The organism is Xenorhabdus mauleonii (assembly GCF_900113945.1).
Lineage (GTDB): Bacteria > Pseudomonadota > Gammaproteobacteria > Enterobacterales > Enterobacteriaceae > Xenorhabdus > Xenorhabdus mauleonii.
Window position 1 is genome coordinate 142,219 of record NZ_FORG01000010.1, and the last position, 21,885, is coordinate 164,103.

Sequence of the window (21,885 nt, forward strand, 5' to 3'; positions counted from 1 at the left end):
AAAGCATGCACTATGTGATGGTGCTATGGAAAATGAAATTTCAGGTGGAGCTATATTATGATTTTGGTAACTGGTGGTGCGCGCAGCGGGAAGAGTTCCTATGCGGAAAGCCTCATTACTGAACAGTGTGAGCAGGTACTGTATATCGCTACGGCACAGGTTACAGATGAAGAAATGGCTGCCCGTATTGACCGGCATAAAAAAGAGCGTCCGGCACATTGGCGAACTTGGGAAGGCCATCAAAATTTGGGCACGGTTATCCGTCAGCACCGGAAATCACAAGAAGGCGTTATACTTGAGTGTGTTACAACATTAATCGCTAATCTGATGTTTGACTTATCGGAAGGCGCTCCACCAGATGAGCTTGATTTTTCCGCGTTGGAGGTGCAGGTTCACCGTCAGATAGATGATTTGATTGATGCAAGTTTGCAATGCCTGATGCCTGTATATCTGGTCACCAATGAGTTAGGCATGGGCATTGTGCCGGATAATCGGTTAGCGCGTCATTTTGTTGATATCGCGGGGCGTGCCAATCAAAAATTGGCACGGGAAGCTAAAGAGGTCTGGTTGATGGTTTCAGGCATTGGAGTGAAGATTAAATGAGACTGAATCTCTTTTGGGCCACAGTGCAATTCATGACACGGTTCCCTGTTCCCCAAAAATGGGCAGAAGGCGCTGAATTCTCCCAATATTGGCGTGGCGTTCCCTGTTTTCCGCTGATTGGCTTGGTTATCGGAGGCTTGGCTGGTTTAATCTCACTGGCTATCAGCCAGTTTGGCGGGGGAATGTATATCGGCGCAATGGGTTATGTGCTGGTATTGGCCTTGTTGACCGGAGGGTTACATTTAGATGGTTTGGCGGATACCTGCGATGGCATTTTTTCTGCCCGTCAGCCAGAAAAAATGCTGGAAATCATGCGTGACAGCCGGTTGGGAACTTATGGCGGCATTGGCTTGATTTTCTGTATTTTCCTTAAAGCTCTGGCTGTTGTTGAACTTTCTTATCATCCTCCCCTGTATTTGCTCGCTTTGCTGACGTGCGCGCCGATTGTAGGGCGTTCAACGGTTGTGCTTTTAATGTATGCCCAACGTTATGCCCGTGAAAATGGGGGCATGGGAAGTTGCTACATTGGCCAGATTTCTTCTTCTGCTACTTTGCTGACTTTATTGGGTGGCTCAGTATTGGTCATGATATTGGGAGACTGGCAAGGTCTATCTGCAATGATGGTAACGCTGCTTGTGATTTATGGTATGGGCTTCTATTTCCATTATCGTCTTGGTGGGCAAACAGGTGATACATTGGGTGCTGCGATTGAAGTCGGAGAAGTCGTCTTTTTGTTGGTGATGATTTGGAAATGATATTGGCAATATGACCGCATTCAACCCTCACCCCTTCAAACTAACTGCCCTAAATGCACTGATTGATTCCATTCAGCCTCTGGATCGGGTCAATATGGAGAAAGCGGCGCAGCACATTGACAGTTTGGTCAAGCCATTGGGAAGTCTGGGGCGATTGGAAGCACTGGCTATCCAATTATCCGGCATGGTGGGGATCAAAAATTTAGGTGCTTTGAAAAAAGAGATCATCGTGATGTGTGCTGATCACGGCGTCTATGACGAAGGAGTGGCTATTTCACCCAAAAATGTTACAGCTATACAAGCACGCAATATGTTGAAAGGATTAACCGGGGTTTGTGTACTGGCGAAAAATAGCGGAACTCATGTTTTGCCGGTGGATATCGGGATTGATTGTGAGCCGATAGAAAATTTACTGTCTCTCAAGCTAGCGCGAGGCAGTGGCAATATTGCCCGGGAAGCTGCGATGGAGCAAACGCAAGCCGAAACACTATTATTGGCAAGTGCGCAATTGGTGCAGCGGCGCATTGAAGCCGGAGTTTCAGTATTTGGCATAGGCGAATTAGGTATTGCCAATACAACAGCGGCAGCGGCTGTTATCAGTATACTGACAGAAAGCGATCCATGTGATGTGGTTGGATTAGGCGCTAATTTTCCTTCTGAATGGCTAGTGCACAAGCAATCTATTGTACGGCAAGCCATTGCGGTTAATCAGCCGGATAGCAAAAATGCCCTTGATGTTCTGGCAAAAGTGGGGGGATTTGATTTAGTCGGCATGACAGGTGTCATTCTGGGAGCGGCGGCCGCGGGTGTACCGGTGGTGCTTGATGGATTCTTATCTTATGCATCCGCATTGGCGGCGTGTCATTTATCACCTATTGCCAGGGATTATTGTATTCCTTCCCATATGTCAGCCGAAAAAGGTGCGGCCTTGGCGTTACAATATTTGAATCTGCAACCTTACCTGTATTTGGATTTACGCCTTGGAGAAGGCAGCGGTGCTGCAATTGCAATGACTCTGGTCGATGCTGCCTGTGCGATGTATTGCCATATGGGACAATTGGAAAGTAGTGGCATTAACTTACCTGTCATAACGTTTCAACCTTAATATATTTTCATTTAATTCATTCGGGCGTAATTAATTTTGAATTAATAAATATCAAGAGATCGCGAATAACGCGATCTCTTAGAATAAAATTTAATTTAGATATTAATTTATGGCAGATTATAAAATAATTCTGGTATCCAGAACAATACCTGGTTCTATAGCAATATAACCCAACAAATTCATTTCTCTATAAACTCCGACTACACAGGTGTAGTACATGATACGCATTCTATCTACAGTTGGGAGATCATTAACTTTAGCTACCCAGAAATAATCTTTAATGCTCTGGACATCGACGTTTGTTATATTTCTCATATCAACAGTAGGTACAAATTTCATAACGTCGTTTACAACAGGGGGAGAAATCAGAGGAGATAAATCATCCATTCTTACCATTCTCATTGGTGCAATATTGACTACAGAAGCAGAATATTGTGAACCAATGTCTAATGTTGTTACACTCCAGCGAATTAAATCACCTATATCAGCTTTAATCGTAAGATTAAGCTCATCATCGACAGAAACAATTTTGTCGTCATCAGGTAATACGCGGATATAATTTTTATACAGCAAGGATGGATGAATTAAAACAGGTTTGTTGAGGTCTTTGCTGAGTTTACCATAATCTGCCATGATGTCTTCAGCTTTTACAGCCAACATAATATCGATGTTTTTCATTACAGTACCCTTATTAGTTAACGTTATGAGCGTATTCTATACACAACAAACATAATATTGGGCCCACATTTACTTGATAAGCTGCTTACGGATTAAATAATAGCAAAAAAATATAAAAACCAAACCATAAAAAGAATTTCATCGATATGTAAATTTATCAAGATAAAAGAAATTTAAATTGTATTTAAAGAATATTTTTTACCAATCATTTAAGTTTTAATTATTTCATTTCGTCGGCTAATTATATAGTTATAAAGAATGAAATATACATAGTTTTAACGCTTCATCTTGGAATTCGTTGATTACTGGCAAGTTGCATTGAATTTGTATTTTACATGAAAAATTTAGTGTAATAAATATCTTGGTTACATTTTTTAACTGTGCATTTTATTACAAAGTATTAGCGTGAATTTCATTGTGAAATAATCAGCTGGAATATATAACGTTCCATTATTGCTGTATCTAGGAAATGAGTGGTTTTTTAAGCGAAAATATCGTAAAAATGGCTGTGGTTAATATTTTTGGATAGAAAAACAATATCATGTAATCTCTTGATTGGAGATTACATGGATTAATGGTGATGATTTATATATGTCGGTTTATTTTTTGTTATTAACTTTCTTTCAGTAGTTTAATTTTTGACACGGCTCCTTAATTGGTCTTTCATTATTTTTCCATTAGCATTTCGGGGCAGTAATAAAAAAGTATACCCTTTTGGCCGTTTATATCGGGCGACAATGGTGCAAATATAATCATCTAGCTCTTGTTCTGTGAGAGATGCATTTTCGTCAAGCTCAATAAAAGCATGAGGCACTTCTCCCCAATAGTCGTCAGGCTTCGCTACAACCGCTACGGCAGTGATCCCAGGATAACTGGAAAGGGCATTTTCTAATTCGAGGCTGGATATATTTTCTCCGCCAGAAATAATGATATCTTTTTTCCTGTCGATGATTTTGATATAGCCATCGGGTTCAACAACAGCTAAATCCCCGGTATAAAACCATTGGCTGGTGGTTTCTAATGAAACATAGCGTACAGGATCGTAAGAGGCGACTATATTTCCTCGCACCGCAACTTCACCAATTGTTTTGCCATCAAAAGGAACTTCTGTTTCGCTGTTTTCATCGATGACACTCACTTGCCCTTGTAAATTGGAGACGATCCCTTGTCGCATTTTTTTTAAGATCATTTCCGATTTTGGCAGATCTTCCCACTCTGGTTTATTTTCGCAAACAACAACAGGCCCATAAGTTTCGGTTAAACCATAAACATGTGTTGCAGTGATGCCTGCGGTATCCAGCAGGGAAAACATCATTTCCGTTGGCGGGGCTCCTGCAATAAGACCGGATACACGGCCATTAAAATGGATGCCATATTTTTGTGCTGTTCTGCCTATGGAATAATGAACGATTGGAGCGCCACAATAATGGGTAACATTATGTTCTTGTATAAGGAAGGTCGCTTTTTCTGCATCAAATTTGCTTATGCAAACATGTGTGCCGGCGCGAGCCGCAATTGTCCAGGGAAAACACCAGCCATTGCAGTGAAACATGGGTAATGTCCATAAATAAGTAGGGCGTTTAGGCATATCCCAATCTAAAATATTGGAAACTGCATTAAGGAATGCTCCCCGATGGGAATAAACAACCAACTTGGGCTGACCACTGGTGCCTGAAGTTGAATTAATACTTATTGCGTCTTGCTCATCGAATGGAACAAACGACAATGGTTTTGATGTGTGTTCAGTTATCAAAGATTCATAGGGATAAAATAAATTTTCAGCGATAGATATTGGGGTATTTAAATTATTTCCATCAACAAAAATTATCTTAATTGGATTATTGAAATAAACATTATCCAACAGTGAAATGTAACTCATATCAATAATAAATATATTGGGGCTGAGTTTTTCCAAGATAAAATTTAATGTTGCTGAATCTATTCGGGTGCTTAAGGCATTGAGAATACCTCCTGCTAAAGGTACAGCAAAATGCAATTCCAGTAATTCATGGGTGTTGGGTAAAAGGGCAGACACCACATTGCCTTTGTTAACCCCCATTTGTTGTAGTGAAACCGCTATTCTTTCACAGCGGTAGGCGTATTGACGCCAAGTCCAACGGTATTCTCCATCAATAATGGCAACATCATCGCCATTACTGAGTATGGCTCTTTTGAGAAATAAAATCGGTGATAATGCTGTGCCATCATACTCATTTAAAAATGAATTATTGAGTGTCATGTTGCTTACCTTGTCCTGTCATGTACAGTAATCTGTTTTTAATATTCGAAGTAATGATTAAAATAATAATAGGCAATTTTTCATCAATGCAATAATATCTTTTTTCATAATAAAAACACGGGATATATTAAATAATCAACCTATGTTTTTTATTCCATGTTCTTATCAAAGTATCTTTTATGCTTATTTTTTCTGATACGCTATTTTCATTTATTGATATTGTTGAATTAACCACTTGAAAATATAGTGAAAATTATTTTCTTTTCTAATGAAAAAACACTATCGACTAACATAAAGGAACATCTATGTTTAATTTGACTGGAAAAATTGCTTTTATTTCAGGGGGTACCAAGGGTATTGGCAAAGGTATTGCTAAAGTGTTAAAGCAAGCTGGAGCGATAACTATTATTGCCGGTACCGATAAAATCAAAGGAGAGCAGGTTGCCAAAGAGCTGGACGTCGATTTTATTTCCCTTGATGTCACTGATCAGGCTGCATGTAAAAATGCCATTGATAAGGTTGTCGAAAAATATGGCAGACTCGATATTCTTTGCTCCAATGCGGGTATTTTTCCACAACATTATCTTAAAGATATGACGGCTGAAGAGTGGGAGCTCGTACATTCAGTTAATCTTAAGGGAACCTTTTTCTTAGTGCAGGCTGCCTTGCTCGTTATGGAACAGCAACGCTATGGGCGAGTTGTTATCACTTCATCAATAACAGGGGAGATAACAGGGCTTGCGGGCTACAGCCATTATGGTGCCAGCAAAGCCGGGCAATTGGGGTTCATGCGTAGTGCCGCATTGGAATACGCGGGGCAAGGCATTACCATTAATGCTGTGATGCCAGGGATGATCATGACCGAAGGTTTACAGGCATTTGGGGATGATTTTCTGAATAATGTTAAAGAGACAACACCAATGCGAGCTTTGGGAACACCGGAAGATATTGGTCATGCTGCCTGTTTTCTGGCTTCCGATGAGGCTAAGTATATTACAGGGCAAACAATTGTTGTTGATGGCGGGCAGATTTTGCCGGAGGTCTGATTTTTCATCATAATTATCCTAATGAGATTATCCTAACGGAATTGTCGGCATAGCATGGCCCTTACTCGATTGCTTTATGGCCGTTATATATATTACGGCGCTGTTCCTATAAGAATTGCCGCCGGGCAGAAGAAAAGGGTAAGATGGTCAACCAATAAACAAAGGAAGGGAAATCATGCTCTCTTCCTGATTTTTTTATTGTCTGCATTAGGTAAAGGATATTATGTCACTGAACTCTGAACGTAACCCTCTTCCACTGCCGAACGGGCACAATAAAGTACTGTTGCATTCATGCTGTGCACCCTGTTCAGGCGAAGTAATGGAAGCAATGCTGGCTTCGGGAATTGACTTCACGATATTTTTCTATAATCCGAATATTCATCCCCTTAAAGAATATGAATTGCGCAAAGATGAAAATATTCGTTTTGCAGAACAAATGGGTATTCCTTTCATTGATGCGGATTATGATCGTGATAATTGGTTTGAACGTGCGAAAGGAATGGAAAACGAGCCTGAGCGCGGTATTCGCTGCACAATGTGTTTTGATATGCGTTTTGAGCGAACGGCACTTTATGCCCACGAACACGGTTTTCCTGTAATTACCAGCTCGCTCGGTATCTCCCGTTGGAAAAATATGCAACAGATTAATGAATGTGGTGTTCGAGCTGCATCACATTATCCTGATTTAATGTATTGGGAATATAACTGGCGCAAGGGTGGTGGCTCGTCACGTATGATAGAAATCAGTAAACGTGAAGAGTTTTATCAACAGGAATATTGCGGTTGTGTATATTCACTTCGCGATACTAACCGACATCGTCTATCTACCGGTCGTGAAAGGATCAAACTGGGTACGGTTTTTTATAGCGCAGACAGTAAGAAGCAAGATCATTAATTATATTGATTTTTATTGCATTTAATTTCGTTTCGTTTTGATCTGATGCTGGCAGGCATCAGATCCCGCCTTCTTTATCCTAAAAAAGTCAGCAATGCTATTTAACTCTGTTTAGATTTCATTAAGTTTTTCTGGCGTTCTCACAATCTTATTCATAAGATAACAGTAACATAAATTTAAAATGGCAACAGGAAAATAAAATTATTTATTAAGGTTATCTTATGCAGAAAATCTTCAGTCGATTTAAATTTACTCTCGTCATATTTAGTTTTTTACTCGTTGCATGTAATGAAGAGAGTTATAGCTTTAATTTACGCAAAGACAGTTATTCTGAGGCTCATGCCAAATTTAAAACCAATATTGTTGATGATAGTTTTGTGAGTGATGGGGAACCAGCCATTCCGCCCGAAGATGTTTTCTCATTGGTGCATTATCCTGCTGAAGACGGAAATATGGCCGCATTTCTCAGTGCTCCGCCTGCGGATAAGGGCAAAAGACATCCGGCTGTTATTTGGCTGATTGGCGGGTATGGTGGTATTGGCAACGATGATTTTTTCTGGTCTGAACGGCCTTATGAGAACGATCAATCAGGATCTGCGTTCAGGCGTGACGGGATGGTTCTGATGATCCCCAGCTTCCGTGGTGAAAATGTTAACCCCGGGCGTTATGAGATGTTCTATGGTGAAATACGTGACATTGAATCGTCGAGGCAATATTTGGCGAAACTTCCTTATGTGGATCCAGAAAGAATCTATTTGGTTGGGCACAGTACCGGTGGAACCCGTGCATTATTAGCCAGTGAATACACTAAAAAATTCAGGGCTATTTTTTCATTGGGAGGCATCCCTGATTTACGTTTACGTATTGAATACGGCCCCGTGCCGGTTGCAGTTCCATTTGATCAAAATAATCCTGAAGAATTTGAATTGCGTTCCCCTCGTACTTTTTTAACCTCCATAAAATCACCCACTTTTTATTTTGAGGGAGAAGAAGCATATTGGGAAGAATTTGATGAAATAAAGAAAATAGCTGAAAATAAAAAGATTCCATTGCAGGTGTACTCTATTGAAAATGGAGATCATTTCAACATTATTTCTCCTTTAACCCAGATGATTGCAGAAAAAATATTACTTGATACAGGTGAGAAAACAAATATTAGCTTTGATCAACAGGATTTGCTTAACATCAAAAATGAACTGTTGTATGTAGATTGATATATTTTATCCTTGTAAAGGAACAATAAAAATCCTGGTGGTGACTGAAAGCAAGTCTGATTTATTCTCTGATAGCAATGAGTCACCACAATATTTGTTTAATCTTTTAAGTAGCGGTTTTTCATTTTGTTTTAATGCAGATTTTACCTTGCCGACTGTGTGTGATGGAACAAGAGACTAATCTTTGCCATATCTGGCTCGATTAGGCGTACAGCCAAAACGCCGGCGATAGTTTTGAGTAAAATAGGATTGGCTGGAAAAGCCGGATTCTAGTGAAATATCCGCAATGCTCATTTCGCTGTTCAGTAAAAGTTGATGTGCATACAAAATGCGTTGTTCACTGATCCAGGCTTTGGGGGAAGTACCATAAACGCTATTGAATAACTCTTTGAAAGAAGTCAGCCCCATTCCGAACTCTCGCGCAAATTCGTTTAATTTCCATTCTTTGAGATAGTTGGCTTCCATAAATGTTTGCAGGCGTTCGACTTGACGATTGCTGAGTTTCCTTAGAATAGACATCAGCAGTGATCCCTGTTTACTCAAGGAAAGTAACAGCAACAACTCTTCAACTCTCAATTGAATCAGAGCCGGAGGAGAGTCATGGGCCAATAAGTTGGCAAGCCCGCGGATGCTTTCCGTCAGTAGAGGAAATTGATTAAAAGGAATTAGCCGATAGGCAGGAAAATCTTGTCGTTCTATTTTACTCAGCAGCGAGCCATAGCGTTTTAAAAAATTTCGCAGGAATTCCATGTGTAATGGTAACCATAATACCTGACAACTTTCTGTATTAGTTTTAGCTGCGTAGCTTCCCGGATGGGTAAAAAGAATCTCATTCGGTGTGATGTGATAAGTATTGATACTATCTTTCCATATCATTTCACCATCAAGTAAAATATACAACCCTCTTTGTTTATGCTCCAGTATACTGAAATCTGGCATGGATAATTGAAGAGTACAAATACTCTTTTGAGCTAAACATGTCGTCCTTTTCATTTTATACTCCTAATTTTCCGTATCATGAGTAATCATTTTTTTTGATGAATGCATGGTGTATTTATTTTATTAATTAATGAATGTTGAAAAGCCTTCCCGCACCTTCAGATTATGTGGATAAAATCGAAGGATGATTAAACTTGTATTGAAAGATCTCGAAATTTCATGCGTACATCAATTAAATCACTGTCAGTATTATATAACTAAACAAATATTTGTGTTAGGTTTAAGTGTAAAAAATTGTGATATAAATTTATTTATTGCCTCTTTTTTTGCAGTTGAAAATAACTTCTTTGTGATTTGTTTGTTTTTTATCTCTTATTGTTTAATCTTTATTTGATTTTTTTTCAAGAAGCATGAATGAGCATTAATATTGCCGTTTTTTAGCTTGTTAAGTTACTTAGTTTGAGTTTTCTTAGATAAGATGGATGGTTTTAACAAATATTTAATTTGTATCATTTTGATTAGTAATGTTTTTTTATGGTCGGTGTTTTTTTGTTAACGTAGTGAATAAATATCTATAACTTAAAATCAGAATGATAAATTTAAAATTCAACCTATTCACTGTGTTCTAAATATGTCGGTGCGGGCCAGTATGGCGTGTATAAGTTAACAAAAAGGACATTATTAATATTTTAATGTATTTTCTTTTTTGGACTTATTTCATACACAAATTATTTCTGAATAGTTGACATTAAAACATTGCCTCACCATTTAAAATTGAGCCGTGCTTTTTATCACTGATAAAATGATTCTTATATAAGAAATTCTCCTCTTCCTTACCACGAACGCATTGCTTTGACTGTGCAATAATGATGCTTAATTTTGAAGTTTATATTGATGCATTTTAAATCAACGAGATAGCATTGATGCTATTCTCGATGGCTTGTCATGCAACTTATTGTTGCATCGAACATGCTACTCATTCTTGCCTTACAAAACTTAAACCAATTCAATGTGATTGGAGTTGTTTTAAAATTGTTTATAATTTATTAAATTTCTTGATGGTATCTATAAATGCAGCAAATTAAATTTGTTAGGCCTGATTTCTTTAATTTAAGAGATATGAAATAATTAAAAGTAAATTCAGAAGGTTAACTCAAATAACAACCTTATCCGTGTAATAACGCTATAAATGCCTTTGTTATAGTTTGGTAGATTGTTTTTTATACTAGTAGAATGTTAGGATCTGTTTTAACAATCTTTTCCCATGATTTGCTGAGGCATATTGATAGATATATTGCTGACGGAATATAAGAAAAAACAACAAAAACGAGAAAGACATGAAAAAGTATCGTTTTTCAGATAACACTTTTTTATACAGCGTATGGCTCCTTTGGGGAATTGCTTTAGGGTTATATCTTTATGGCTACCATTTTGGTTGTACCATAACTGCAATTTTATCTTTTTTAGCTTTAGTGTTTTACTTTACGAAGAGAATAAAAGCTATGTTTGGAAAAAAAACTGAGGCACCTGTTGCCAATTCGACTACACCAATTACACCAATACTGACTGAAGAGAAAAAGTCGCCTAACGTAGAAGCGCGTCCCAATACTGTTATTGCAAAAAATTCAGTATTCAAAGGCGATATCGATATGGAAGGGGATATTCAGGTCTGGGGCAAAATTGTTGGCAATATCCGAGTAAAAGGCGGTGCAATTCGTATCATGCATGCCGGTAAAGTTGAAGGTGAACTTAATGCACCTGAAATCATCATTGATGGGCATGTTGATGGAACGTGTTGTGCAGATACACTGGATATTCTCGAACATGGTGAACTGAAGGGCATCAGCCGTTGTGGAAGCATGTCTATTCGGCGTGGCGGGCTATTTGTCGGCCAGTCTGAACAAGTTGAGAATAAGAAAAAGCCTGAAATGGAGCGCGTTGTTTCTATCAAGGATAGCCAAGGAGACAAATCAAAAGCCAAAAACAGTGCGTGAAAAACAGTACTTGATAGTTCCTCATAACATGTGATTGTGTTTGCTGCCGGAAAATAAATCATACTATTTTCCGGCAGTTTTCGTTTTAAATGCTGGCTGATTTTCATTGCGCCTTAAATTTTTTCTTATATTTCAAGGAGGCTCTGTGATTTTTGAATTGGAATCCGATAGGTTACGGTTACGGGTCTGGAAAGAAGAAGATAAAGAACCTTTCTTTCGCCTGAATAGTCACCCCGAAGTGATGGAATTTTTCCCCGACACACTCACTCAAGAGCAGAGTGATGTCCTGCTTGATAACTGCATCCGTAAATTTGAAACTCAAAGTGGTTGGGGATTATGGGCCGTTGAAGTAAAGCAGAGCGGGGAGTTTATTGGTTTTGTCGGGCTGAATATCCCCAAAATTGAGTTTCCATTTTCTCCTTCTTCATTCGTTGAAATAGGCTGGCGTCTGGATAAGCCTTATTGGGGGAAAGGTTATGCTTGTGAAGCCGCTCGCAGAGTTTTGGCGTTTGCTTTTATGGAAATTAATCTGGAAGAGATTGTTGCGTTTACGGCTGTCCCTAACTACCGCTCAGAAAGTGTCATGAAAAAACTGGGTATGCTCAAGGATGAACACACATTCATGCATCCCGCGTTGGCAGAAGGGCACCTATTGAGAGAACATGTTTTGTACCGGCTTTCTCGTTCACACTATTTATCTTCGCGCTGATTATTGCTCTTCACACTGACAGCTTATCTCCATACTAACTATATGCCTTTATAAAGCATACGGCACCTGCATGGGAAAATAGCCGCATGCAATCAGGATTATCCCCGAAGATTAGGGATAACCCTGATGTGAACCACTTTTACCCCAAGTTCCATTTTTCAATCCGCTGCTTTGCTAGCCGCATTTCTGCCTGAAGGTTATCGGGTATAAGCCGGATTGTTATTGCTTGGAGATCATCAGAGCAACGCGGCCGATGAATTGAATATCGCTGATTGCGCAATCAAATGTAACATCATTATCGCTGACCCTGATCTTGCTGATTGGGATTTTGGCAATTTTTTTGATGCTGTGCATTCCCTCAATATCCACTAACCATAAGCCATCCTGAATATTGTCTTCTTGGGTATCCAGCAAATACCATGCGATTCCATCATCAACAACCAACGGGTTTTTGAGTTCTTTGGAAATTAATTCGCTATCCAGAATGACGGGATTCGCTTCATTTAGCTTACCTCCCGACAGTTTTACACGAGGAATCGACGGAGCAATGATATCTTCCAGTCGCTCAGTTTTGCCACTTTCACCATCTGGAAAGATTTCACCTTGGCCTGTGCTCAACCACAGCAGTGAAGCACCAGTTTCGAGATTGCACTGGATGATCCAATCTGCTGGAAAGCTATCACGAAGATAGCGGTTTGCCATAGTGCTTTTGGAAACGCCCAAATGGTCGCTTAGGGCCTGACGTGATTTAAATCCATACGCGCGGACAAGACGTTCAATAGCAGGTCTTCCCCCACTATCAGCCCCCATTTTGATCTCAATATTGGTATTTTTCATTGACAGTACAGATAAGAGATATTAGTATCCCACCAAAGTTCTCGAAATGAGATCTTTAGTGAGCCCTGATTGGTTAAGCAGAAAACCATTGAGAGATATTGCATCATGAACGTCCGAATTTCAATCTTTATACATTATATGTGCCCGTGAATTGACGATTGTTTAAGAAGTGTGTCTTAAGAAGTGTGTCTTAAGAAAAGTAGCTCAAGAAGTAATGACTAAGAGGACAATGTTGAGGGAAAACAATGGCGAATACTGAGAAAGAAAAATTTGCCCAGATTAACCTCGGCCAACGGCTGGAAGGATTGAATCATCTATCAAGGATCAGGGCAACATACTGGGGGGATGACGAAAAGGAGTTCAATCGCTTTTTGGCTGACATGCGCGATAAGAAAGACTGCCACTATGAAGAAAATAAACGGGCATTATCCGCCATTTTTTATTTGGCGAACATTCCTCTCTCTCGGCACGATAACGAGTTCAAGCATTTCACCCAAGAAGAAAAACAAGCCCTGATCAAGGCGATGAACCATATTAAAGTTGTTGTCAGCCAATTTCCAAAGCACCTGACATTGCCTGCGGAGGCTCTCTTCTGAGCAGGGCTGACTAACCGTCGTTTTTTGAACACATTTTTTAATACCAGTGAATGACATGGATACGTCAGGCATTTGCACACCTTTAAATTTGCGCACCTTAACATGGTAATATTGATGAATAGCGACGTTATCAACAGCAAACATAATAATGGCTATTTAATTGCCAGCCACAAACACACTGCGGAATTCAGGCCGAATACACCGCAGGGCATTTCAATGGCAGAGCGCTTGTTATGGGAAGTCAACGCGGAAGATCACCAATGGCGCCATCAATATATCGGGCAGATGCCAGATTTTTTGGCAAAGTATTTCAGTCATCGTTATGTTGCTATTTTTTCCCGTGCGGGTCGCCGTGAGGCAAACTCCTTCCTGAGAAAAACTGTCGGGCAAAATGTCCTGCCCCGATTGCAGTTAGTAAAGGAAAAATATCAATTCAACCGCTGTCTTCCTGATAGCAACCTTGCCGGAACTTCCCCTTTTCCTTTTGTTAATCAATTGGACAATGTGGCGACATATGACCGCAAACAACTTCTGAAACTCGCTCATGACATTTCCGTTTTCATTTCTGGCAATTATGAGCATTACTCTTTGGCATATTCACAAAAGTATCCGCCAGTCTCTGCTGATAATGAAGATGAGCTATTTTCTCGTGTCAGCAGGTTATACAAATTGCTGGCGAAACTGACGATGCAGTGCGGAACTAATCCTCCCTATTGGCAGAGTTTCAATGGTGGGCGAAAAGCGCCATCGGTTGACCAATTATGTTCGGGAATGCTGCGAATGATGTCTGCGCGTTGGTGGTATTTTCGTTTGAAACGCTTGCGTGATATTCAATCCGAACATATGGCGATTGCTGTCGGACAAGTACAACAAGCTGCTTCTCCTTATGTATCACGTCAGGCATTGAGAGAGTGGTTGGAGCAGAAACGGCGTAACCGTGAATTTTTCAAGCACTTTGATTTGGAAAATGAAGAAGGAGAGCGAATATCCCTGGCTGATACCGTTGTACATAGTAACGCAAACCCAGCTATCCGGCGTTGTGAATTAATGGTCAGAATGCGTGGTTTCGAAGATGTTGCTAACAAAATGAATTGTATTGGTGAGTTTTATACCATCACCGCTCCTGCAAAGTATCATGCGGTTCAGCATCAAGGCGGATTTGTTAAACATTGGGATGGTGCGACTCCGCGCGATACCCAGCGATATTTGAGCGGTGTCTGGGCAAAGGCACGTGCGGCAATCGCTCGTGCGCGAATTCATATCTTTGGTTTTCGGGTGGTTGAACCTCACCATGATGGCACACCCCATTGGCACATGGTGTTGTTCATGATGCCAGAGCATCGGCAACAAGTCAGGGCAATCCTTGAACATTATGCATGTCAGGAAGATAAAAATGAGTTACGGCATCATGGGGCGAAAAAAGCGCGTTTTGATTATAGAAAGATTGATCCTAATAAAGGCAGTGCAACAGGTTATATCGCAAAGTACATCTCCAAAAATATAGATGGATATGCACTGGAAGAAGAACAAGACCATGAAACGGGCGAATCTCTGCGCGATATGGCTAAATCAGTCACAGCATGGGCGAGTCGTTGGCGTATTAGACAATTTCAACAAATTGGTGGCGCTCCGGTTTCGGTTTGGCGCGAATTACGTCGCCTCAGAGACTTGTGTTTGCTTGATAAAAAAGTCAATGCCGTTCTACGGGCTGCGGATGAAGGGAATTGGGCCGACTACACTCAGGCACAAGGGGGGCCTTGGGTGGCGCGTCGTGATTTGGTCATTCGCTTATCTTACAAACATATTCCATTCGGAAGTCCTTATGGAGAAGACATTCACTCAATACAAGGTGTGACATCACCTTTTTTGCCTCGTACAGAGTTCATTTGTACTCGTATTCACCAGTGGAATATTGTGCCTAAATTTAACGCAGATCCTAAACCTGAACAGATAGTTTATAAAAGGAACAAAAAATTTTCTTCTTGGAGTTCTGTCAATAACTGTACCGATGAACAGACCACATGGCCGTTGGAATGCGGTGTGGGAGCAGGAGGAGGTGTAACAAAAGCGTTAAAAATGACATTAGTAAATATTCCTATAAAAGTAATAAATGATAGTTATTAACTATCAAATTTTATCTTTATGAAAGGAAAAAACTTCTTTAACTTTTCGTAAATTAGGTGTACTGTATAAACATACAGTTTTATATGGAGGCGGATATATCAATGGAATCTCTTATGGAATCATTGGTAGCGCAACGTATTAATTTTATTGCCAGAATGGCAACAAGTTGCGAATGCAATCATGCGGAAGACAAAGAACTGGCTTTGGTTTGGATAGCGGAATTATCTGCACCTTATGAAAAAAGACTCAGTAGTTATCAGAAAGAATCAAGCAACAATTTGTTAAATGATGATGTATTAGAGGATTCAAGTTCAATTGAAGATTAGATTTATCAGGAGAAAAGGATGCGAGTAGAAGTACTTTTCGATAAACAAGCTAATGTTTCTGAAGCAGTCATGTCTGCACTTGAAAGTGAACTAAAAAAAAGAATATTACCGCATTATCCTGATACACATTTTAGGATTGCAATCAGCAGCAGTACCTCCATAAAAGTAACAGGGACGAACAACAGCAGCGAACGCGACCATATGATGGAACTTATTCAGGAAGTTTGGGAAGATGATAGTTGGTTGTCAGATTAAATCTGACAGGTTATGGATGGCAAGTCACAGCAAAAAAACAACATAACACAAAGGCAGGAAATCGTTTCCTGCCTTTGTGTTTTTTAAAAGCCAATAAAAGCGAATCAATGAAACGTCTGTTGGTTTTTGTATCACTTTCCTGACAATTTCATCTCATTGAAGCATATTCCTCATTATTCGATCATAACTCTCCGATTTAAAAACTATTTTCTGCAAGGAAAAGGAGAGTGTATGCAAATTATCGCACAACAAAATGAAACAGTTGATGCCATCTGTTGGCGTCATTATGGCCGAACGCTGGGCATGACTGAACGTGTATTGCAAGCAAACCCAGGGTTGGCTGATTTTGGCGCGGTATTGCCCCATGGAACGAAGGTTGAAATGCCGGAATTTATGCCGGTAGCCAGCAAACCTATTATCCAGCTATGGGATTAAGGGATGTGCATGGATAAATACAGTCATGCAACTTATGCCTGCGTCAGCACTACTGCCATTTTTTCCGGACTTTCTTTATATGAATGGAGTTTTATTCTTGGGGTATTTGCCAGCATTTGCCTTGGGGTTTTGACTTATCGACTCAATCGTCAGGAGCAGATGAAACGAACCCTGATTTTAAAAAACATTCTGGAAAATTTGGAATTAGAGCCTGCATCAAAATCATCCAAGATTGTCAGCGAGCTGATCAACCAAGCTCCGAAAGAGTTATAGCGTGTGAGAACAGTATGCGGGGGACAGTGTGCAAGATTTTAAAACGAAACTCAGCCAATGGGTTCTTGCGTTGGTGATTGGTGGAGCGACATCTTCCCTTATTTTTTCCCAGTTTTTGGATGAGAAAGAAGGTAATCGTTTTTTTGCTTACCAAGATGCAGGCGGGATTTGGACAATATGCCGGGGTGTGACACAAGTTGATGGAAAAAAAGTGCACAAAGGAATGCAATTGACACCTGAACAATGTAACGCTCTGAATCGGATTGAGGCGGATAAGGCGATTGACTGGGTGAGGAAAAATATCCATGTACCGCTCACTGAACCGCAAATTGCCGGAATAGCCAGCTTCTGCCCGTATAATATTGGCCCCGCAAAATGTTTCTCTTCTACTTTTTATCGCAAACTCAATGCAGGGGATAAAAAAGGTGCCTGTGCAGAGATCAAGCGTTGGATCTTCGACGGCGGACGCGATTGTCGAAAAACTCGGGGGCAGTCGAACGGTTGTTATGGGCAAGTTTTGCGTCGTGAGCAGGAGGCTGAACTGGTTTGTTGGGGATTGGAATAATGAAAAAGATGCCATTAGTTGTGAGTCTAATCATTGGCGGAAGCTTTGGTTGGTGGGGGCATCGCTCCCTGTTTCTCAGTGAAGTGGCAGGGTTGAAACAACAGCATGCAACTCAGCTTGTTGCCATCAACCAAAAAGCGCATTCAGAAACGCTGGCCGCCATTCAGCAAATGAAAGATGCTCAAAATCGGGCGGCGGAATTGGATAAATACTACTCAGGAAAATTAGCTAATGTCACCGAAGAAAATGCGGTCTTACGTGCTGATATTGTTGCCGGTCATCGCCGGGTGCAAATCGCCGCCGCCAACCTTGCTACCTGTCAGCTCACCCAAAACCGAGATACCGGCGCCCGCAGCGTGGGCGATGGAGCCCAAGTCGAACTCACTGCAAGAGCTGGACGCACTATTTACGATATCCGAGCCGGAATCATCCGCGATCAAGCCAAACTAGACTACTTGCAGCAATATGTCCGTGATGTTGTTCGGCAGTGCAAGGCGGAATAATTTTTCCTATACCTTATGAATTTCAAGATGCGTCGAGGTGGCAAGGGAATTAACCTCCGGGAGCATGGGTAACCGTATATTTATAGAAACGGTGACCAGTGTGAATGAACGCAGCCAACAAAGGGCAACTTGAAAGACGACGGGTACGTAAATAATGGCATTTTGTTTCAAATTGTTCAGCGCCATACCATAACTCACAAAAGGCCTTCTCCCATCTTAGGGAAGGCCTTTTGTTTTTCATTTAACTTAATGATATTAAAGGCATTTATTTCTGGATTTGTATGCTGTTTCTTACAAGCCTAGTTTAATGTCCGACCTGCTTTTTCATGGCATTCTTACGCCATGAACACACAACTCACTGAACTGATGCGCTTATTGCGCAACCTGATTCGAGCAGGCGTCATTACCCAAGTGGATACCACCAAGGGAATGTGCCGGGTCGCGACAGGCAATCTTGAAACCAACTGGCTGCACTGGTTGACATCCAGAGCGGGAAATTCCCGCACATGGTGGGCGCCCAGTGTCGGTGAGCAGGTTTTATTACTGTCCATAGGCGGAGAACTGACCACCGCCTTTGTATTGCCTGCGATTTTTTCAGATGAGTTTCCGGCGCCATCAACATCACCAGAAGCAACGCATATTACGTTTCCGGATGGTGCCGTGATGGAGTATGAACCGCAATCCGGCGCATTGACTGTGACTGGCATCAAAACCGCGACAGTGACTGCATCGGATTCCGTCCATATTACCGCGCCGGAAATCACCTGTGTTGCCAGCACCCGAATTACGCTGGACACACCGGAAGTCATCTGTACGCAGCTAATGAGCACAGGCAACTTAATTGTGCGCAATGGCGGCAAAATGACGGGCAATATTGAACACTCCGGAGGCACATTCAGTTCCAACGGCGTGGTCGTGGATTCCCATAAACACACCGGCGTCAGGTCAGGCGGTGACACAACAGGAGGCCCCGTATGATGTATCTGGGAATGAACCGGCAGACAGGCCGGGAGTTGACAGATTTGGCACACGTCCGGCAATCCGTCAGCGATATTTTATTAACTCCAGTAGGCAGCCGTATCGCGCGTCGTACATATGGTTCCTTGCTGCCTGAACTGATCGACTGGCCACAGAACCCAGCGCTCAGGCTTCAGGTGATGGCGGCCAGCTATACCGCCATCAGCCGTTGGGAGCCTCGTGTGACGTTAACGTCCATCACGATGGAAACTGGGCAGGACGGCAAAATGGTGGTGGATATTACGGGAACTTACCATCAATCAGCCAAAGAATTTTCACTTTCTATTCCGGTGAGCCATTCCCGGTAAGGCTATTCCGAGAGGTAAAGCATGCCAACAATCGATTTAAGCCAGCTACCACCACCGGATGTGGTTGAGCCGCTGGATTATGAACAACTACTGGAAGAGCGAAAAAAAGGATTGATTTCGCTTTATCCAGAAGATCAGCAAGAAGCCATTGCTCGCACTTTGCAATTGGAGTCCGAGCCTTTGGTCAAGTTACTGGAAGAGAACGTTTACCGCGAATTGCTTTTGCGTCAGCGGGTTAACGAAGCGGCGCGGGCCGTGATGGTAGCTTATTCAACAGGCAGTGATTTGGATCAATTGGGGGCGAACAATAACGTATCCCGCATGATCTTGCGCCCTGTGGATAACACCACCGTTCCCCCGACACCAGCGGTAATGGAATCTGATAACGACTATCGAGTACGCATTCCGCAAGCTTTTGAAGGCTTGAGTGTTGCCGGCCCAGTTGGTTCGTATGAATACCATGCCCGCAGTGCGGACGGCCGTGTTGCCGATGCGTCGGCAATCAGTCCATCGCCGGCCAACGTTACAGTGACCATTATGTCGCGCGAAGATAAAGGCGTTGCGTCCAAGGAGTTGCTGGAAAAAGTTGAAAAAGCGCTGAACGACGAAAACGTGCGCCCGGTGGCGGATCGTCTGACCGTTCAATCGGCGAACATTGTGGAATATGAAATTGACGCCGTGTTGTACATCTTCCCGACACCGGAATCAGAACCTATTCGCAAGGCGGCGGAGCAAAAGCTGAAACACTACGTAGAAGCGCAACATCGTTTGGGGCGTGATATCCGCTTATCCGCGATTTATGCCGCATTGCATGTAGAAGGCATCCAACGTGTAGAACTGAAAGCACCGTTGAAAGACGTCGTACTGGATAAAACCCAGGCATCTTACTGCACCAAAACCACCCTGACGATGGGAGGCTCGGATGAGTGATCGCCTTCTACCGATGGGCTCGACTCAGCTAGAGCTTGCAGCAGCTAAAGCTTGTGCTGAATTGCAGAAAGTCAACGTTCCACTTCGTGAACTGTGGAACCCAGACACATGTCCGGCATCATTGCTGCCCTATTTGGCATGGGCATGGTCAGTAGATCGCTGGGACGAAAACTGGCCTGAGAGCACCAAAAGAGAAGTGATCAAAAACTCGCTGTTCCTGCACAAACATAAAGGAACGATTGGTGCGATTCGGCGCGTAGTTGAACCGCTGGGATATCTCATCCGCGTAAAAGAGTGGTGGCAAACCAACGATGCTCCCGGCACGTTCCGGCTGGACATTGGTGTACTGGAGAGCGGCATTACTCAGGAAACATTTGATGAACTGGAAAACCTGATTTTTGATGCCAAGCCAGTGAGCCGACATCTGATTGGTTTGGACATCAACTTAGATACGCGTGGTGAATATCACTACTCGGCAGCGACATACAGTGGTGACGAGCTGACAGTTTACCCCTATTTCCCGGAACAAATCACGGTATCCGGTTCAGAAATCGTGGGCACGGGCATACATATTATTGATGACATGAGGATTAGACCATGAGTACCAAATTCTTTGCGTTGCTGACACAGTTAGGCGCAGATAAATTGGCAAATGCTGCGGCATTGGGTACTAAAATTGAAATTACCCATATGGCCGTTGGTGATGGTGGTGGCAGCCTGCCGACACCGGATACCAAACAAACCAAATTGATTAATGAAAAACGTCGTGCGGCGATTAACACGTTGAGCATCGATCCTAAAAACACCAACCAGATCATCGCTGAGCAGGTTATTCCTGAAGCTGAAGGTGGCTGGTGGATCCGTGAAATCGGCTTGTATGACAAAGACGGCGTGCTGATTGCAGTAGGTAACTGCGCGGAAACTTACAAACCGCAATTGCAGGAAGGTTCCGGCCGTACCCAGACTATCCGCATGATCCTGATTGTCAGCAGTGCTAACGCAGTGACACTAAAGGTTGATCCTTCAGTCGTTTTGGCAACGCGTGAATATGTGGATGACTCTATCCAGAAACATGCGAACAGCCGCAACCATCCAGACGCGACGCTGAAAGAGAAAGGATTTGTGATCCTGAGTAGCGCAGTGGACAGCACTAGTGAAACGCATGCAGCGACACCGAAGGCGGTTAAAGCGGCTTATGATTTTGCGAAGGCTGCGGATAATAATGCGAATGGTCGTGTACCGGCAGGGCGCAAAGTTAATGGCAAAGCACTGAGTGCGGATATTTCACTGAATTCTGCGGATGTTGGAGCATATTCCAAAGGCGAGACAGATGCCAAAGTGAATGAAGCTAAGGCGCAGGCAGATGCTGCTAACGAAAATGCTAATTCTCGTTTGGAAAAAAACAAGAATGGAGCGGATATTCCAAACAAAGACGAGTTTGTGAAAAACCTCGGTTTGGTGGAAACTCAAAACCTAGCTCGAAATGCGGTGCCAAGTTCACGGAAAATCAATGGAAAATCATTGAGTGGCGATATTGTT

Annotated in this window: 25 protein-coding genes; 21 read left to right on the forward strand and 4 right to left on the reverse strand. The window is 42.0% G+C overall.

Annotated features, from left to right (window positions below; all coding sequences use genetic code 11):
• Positions 1-57 precede the first annotated feature (57 nt).
• From cobU to cobT, 3 genes are read left to right on the forward strand one after another with little or no spacing between them, the layout of a single operon-like run.
• Positions 58-603 carry a bifunctional adenosylcobinamide kinase/adenosylcobinamide-phosphate guanylyltransferase gene (gene cobU, locus BM100_RS11660; protein ID WP_169924651.1) on the forward strand — a complete coding sequence of 182 codons (546 nt, stop codon included), beginning with the start codon at positions 58-60 and terminating at the stop codon, positions 601-603.
• Entirely contained in the window at positions 600-1,358 is a 759-nt protein-coding gene (cobS, locus tag BM100_RS11665) for an adenosylcobinamide-GDP ribazoletransferase (protein WP_092511108.1), read from the forward strand. Before cobU ends, cobS begins: the two co-directional genes overlap by 4 nt.
• A gap of 10 nt (positions 1,359-1,368) precedes the next feature.
• Positions 1,369-2,463: a nicotinate-nucleotide--dimethylbenzimidazole phosphoribosyltransferase gene (gene cobT / locus BM100_RS11670; RefSeq protein ID WP_092511110.1), complete on the forward strand. Its 1,095-nt coding sequence runs from the start codon at positions 1,369-1,371 to the stop codon at positions 2,461-2,463.
• 117 nt (positions 2,464-2,580) lie between these two features.
• On the opposite strand, the gene BM100_RS11675 is transcribed toward cobT, so the two are convergent.
• Together BM100_RS11675 and BM100_RS11680 are read right to left on the reverse strand one after the other, a co-directional pair.
• Positions 2,581-3,141: an AidA/PixA family protein gene (locus BM100_RS11675; RefSeq protein WP_092511112.1), complete on the reverse strand. Its 561-nt coding sequence runs from the start codon at positions 3,139-3,141 to the stop codon at positions 2,581-2,583.
• A 631-nt stretch (positions 3,142-3,772) separates the two neighbouring features.
• Positions 3,773-5,380, reverse strand: a complete 1,608-nt coding sequence (locus BM100_RS11680; RefSeq protein WP_092511114.1) for an AMP-binding protein — start codon at positions 5,378-5,380, stop codon at positions 3,773-3,775.
• Positions 5,381-5,685: 305 nt separating this feature from the next.
• On the opposite strand from BM100_RS11680, the gene BM100_RS11685 reads away from it, so the two are divergent.
• The 3 genes from BM100_RS11685 to BM100_RS11695 all read left to right on the forward strand — a co-directional run bounded on the left by BM100_RS11685 (position 5,686) and on the right by BM100_RS11695 (position 8,535).
• On the forward strand, positions 5,686-6,426 hold the full coding sequence (locus BM100_RS11685; protein ID WP_092511116.1) for an SDR family NAD(P)-dependent oxidoreductase: 741 nt from the start codon (positions 5,686-5,688) through the stop codon (positions 6,424-6,426).
• A 223-nt stretch (positions 6,427-6,649) separates the two neighbouring features.
• Positions 6,650-7,321 carry an epoxyqueuosine reductase QueH gene (locus tag BM100_RS11690; protein WP_092511118.1) on the forward strand — a complete coding sequence of 224 codons (672 nt, stop codon included), beginning with the start codon at positions 6,650-6,652 and terminating at the stop codon, positions 7,319-7,321.
• Positions 7,322-7,542: 221 nt separating this feature from the next.
• Positions 7,543-8,535 (forward strand): alpha/beta hydrolase family protein, encoded by a 993-nt coding sequence (locus BM100_RS11695; RefSeq protein WP_092511120.1) that lies wholly within the window; start codon positions 7,543-7,545, stop codon positions 8,533-8,535.
• Between the two features lie 177 nt (positions 8,536-8,712).
• Here BM100_RS11695 and BM100_RS11700 read toward each other — a convergent pair whose 3' ends face one another.
• The gene (locus BM100_RS11700; protein ID WP_092511122.1) at positions 8,713-9,528 is read right to left on the reverse strand and encodes a helix-turn-helix transcriptional regulator; all 816 of its coding nucleotides are present in this window, start codon (positions 9,526-9,528) and stop codon (positions 8,713-8,715) included.
• Between the two features lie 1,448 nt (positions 9,529-10,976).
• Between BM100_RS11700 and BM100_RS11705 the strand changes: the two genes are divergently transcribed.
• Both BM100_RS11705 and BM100_RS11710 read left to right on the forward strand, forming a co-directional pair.
• A complete protein-coding gene (locus BM100_RS11705) occupies positions 10,977-11,468 on the forward strand; it encodes a bactofilin family protein (RefSeq protein ID WP_092511124.1) in 492 nt (163 codons plus the stop codon).
• Positions 11,469-11,613: 145 nt separating this feature from the next.
• Positions 11,614-12,177, forward strand: coding sequence for a GNAT family N-acetyltransferase (locus BM100_RS11710; protein WP_175494945.1), 564 nt, complete (start codon positions 11,614-11,616; stop codon positions 12,175-12,177).
• 219 nt (positions 12,178-12,396) lie between these two features.
• Here BM100_RS11710 and BM100_RS11715 read toward each other — a convergent pair whose 3' ends face one another.
• A complete protein-coding gene (locus BM100_RS11715) occupies positions 12,397-13,014 on the reverse strand; it encodes a phage repressor protein CI (RefSeq protein ID WP_092511126.1) in 618 nt (205 codons plus the stop codon).
• Positions 13,015-13,259: 245 nt separating this feature from the next.
• Between BM100_RS11715 and BM100_RS11720 the strand changes: the two genes are divergently transcribed.
• The 13 genes from BM100_RS11720 to BM100_RS23585 all read left to right on the forward strand — a co-directional run.
• Positions 13,260-13,610, forward strand: a complete 351-nt coding sequence (locus BM100_RS11720; protein ID WP_092511128.1) for a DUF5347 family protein — start codon at positions 13,260-13,262, stop codon at positions 13,608-13,610.
• A 114-nt stretch (positions 13,611-13,724) separates the two neighbouring features.
• Positions 13,725-15,734 (forward strand): replication endonuclease, encoded by a 2,010-nt coding sequence (locus tag BM100_RS11725; RefSeq protein WP_092511130.1) that lies wholly within the window; start codon positions 13,725-13,727, stop codon positions 15,732-15,734.
• Between the two features lie 113 nt (positions 15,735-15,847).
• Positions 15,848-16,060 (forward strand): hypothetical protein, encoded by a 213-nt coding sequence (locus BM100_RS11730; protein WP_092511132.1) that lies wholly within the window; start codon positions 15,848-15,850, stop codon positions 16,058-16,060.
• A gap of 18 nt (positions 16,061-16,078) precedes the next feature.
• A complete protein-coding gene (locus tag BM100_RS11735) occupies positions 16,079-16,315 on the forward strand; it encodes a DinI-like family protein (RefSeq protein ID WP_092511134.1) in 237 nt (78 codons plus the stop codon).
• A gap of 231 nt (positions 16,316-16,546) precedes the next feature.
• On the forward strand, positions 16,547-16,750 hold the full coding sequence (locus BM100_RS11740; protein ID WP_092511136.1) for a tail protein X: 204 nt from the start codon (positions 16,547-16,549) through the stop codon (positions 16,748-16,750).
• A 9-nt stretch (positions 16,751-16,759) separates the two neighbouring features.
• Positions 16,760-17,023: a hypothetical protein gene (locus tag BM100_RS11745; protein WP_092511139.1), complete on the forward strand. Its 264-nt coding sequence runs from the start codon at positions 16,760-16,762 to the stop codon at positions 17,021-17,023.
• 28 nt (positions 17,024-17,051) lie between these two features.
• Positions 17,052-17,588: a lysozyme gene (locus BM100_RS11750; protein ID WP_092511141.1), complete on the forward strand. Its 537-nt coding sequence runs from the start codon at positions 17,052-17,054 to the stop codon at positions 17,586-17,588.
• Complete coding sequence (locus tag BM100_RS11755) at positions 17,588-18,091, forward strand: lysis system i-spanin subunit Rz (RefSeq protein WP_092511143.1); 504 nt, start codon at positions 17,588-17,590, stop codon at positions 18,089-18,091. Before BM100_RS11750 ends, BM100_RS11755 begins: the two co-directional genes overlap by 1 nt.
• Before the next feature lie 342 nt (positions 18,092-18,433).
• On the forward strand, positions 18,434-19,069 hold the full coding sequence (locus tag BM100_RS11760; protein ID WP_092511145.1) for a phage baseplate assembly protein V: 636 nt from the start codon (positions 18,434-18,436) through the stop codon (positions 19,067-19,069).
• Positions 19,066-19,416: a GPW/gp25 family protein gene (locus tag BM100_RS11765; protein WP_092511147.1), complete on the forward strand. Its 351-nt coding sequence runs from the start codon at positions 19,066-19,068 to the stop codon at positions 19,414-19,416. Before BM100_RS11760 ends, BM100_RS11765 begins: the two co-directional genes overlap by 4 nt.
• Positions 19,417-19,437: 21 nt before the next feature.
• Positions 19,438-20,346 carry a baseplate assembly protein gene (locus BM100_RS11770; RefSeq protein ID WP_092511149.1) on the forward strand — a complete coding sequence of 303 codons (909 nt, stop codon included), beginning with the start codon at positions 19,438-19,440 and terminating at the stop codon, positions 20,344-20,346.
• Entirely contained in the window at positions 20,339-20,947 is a 609-nt protein-coding gene (locus BM100_RS11775; protein ID WP_092511151.1) for a phage tail protein I, read from the forward strand. The genes BM100_RS11770 and BM100_RS11775 overlap by 8 nt, the downstream gene beginning before the upstream one ends.
• Positions 20,944-21,885, forward strand: a 942-nt coding sequence (locus tag BM100_RS23585) for a phage tail protein (RefSeq protein WP_244896537.1), incomplete at its 3' end; no start/stop codon positions are given. The genes BM100_RS11775 and BM100_RS23585, both read left to right, overlap by 4 nt.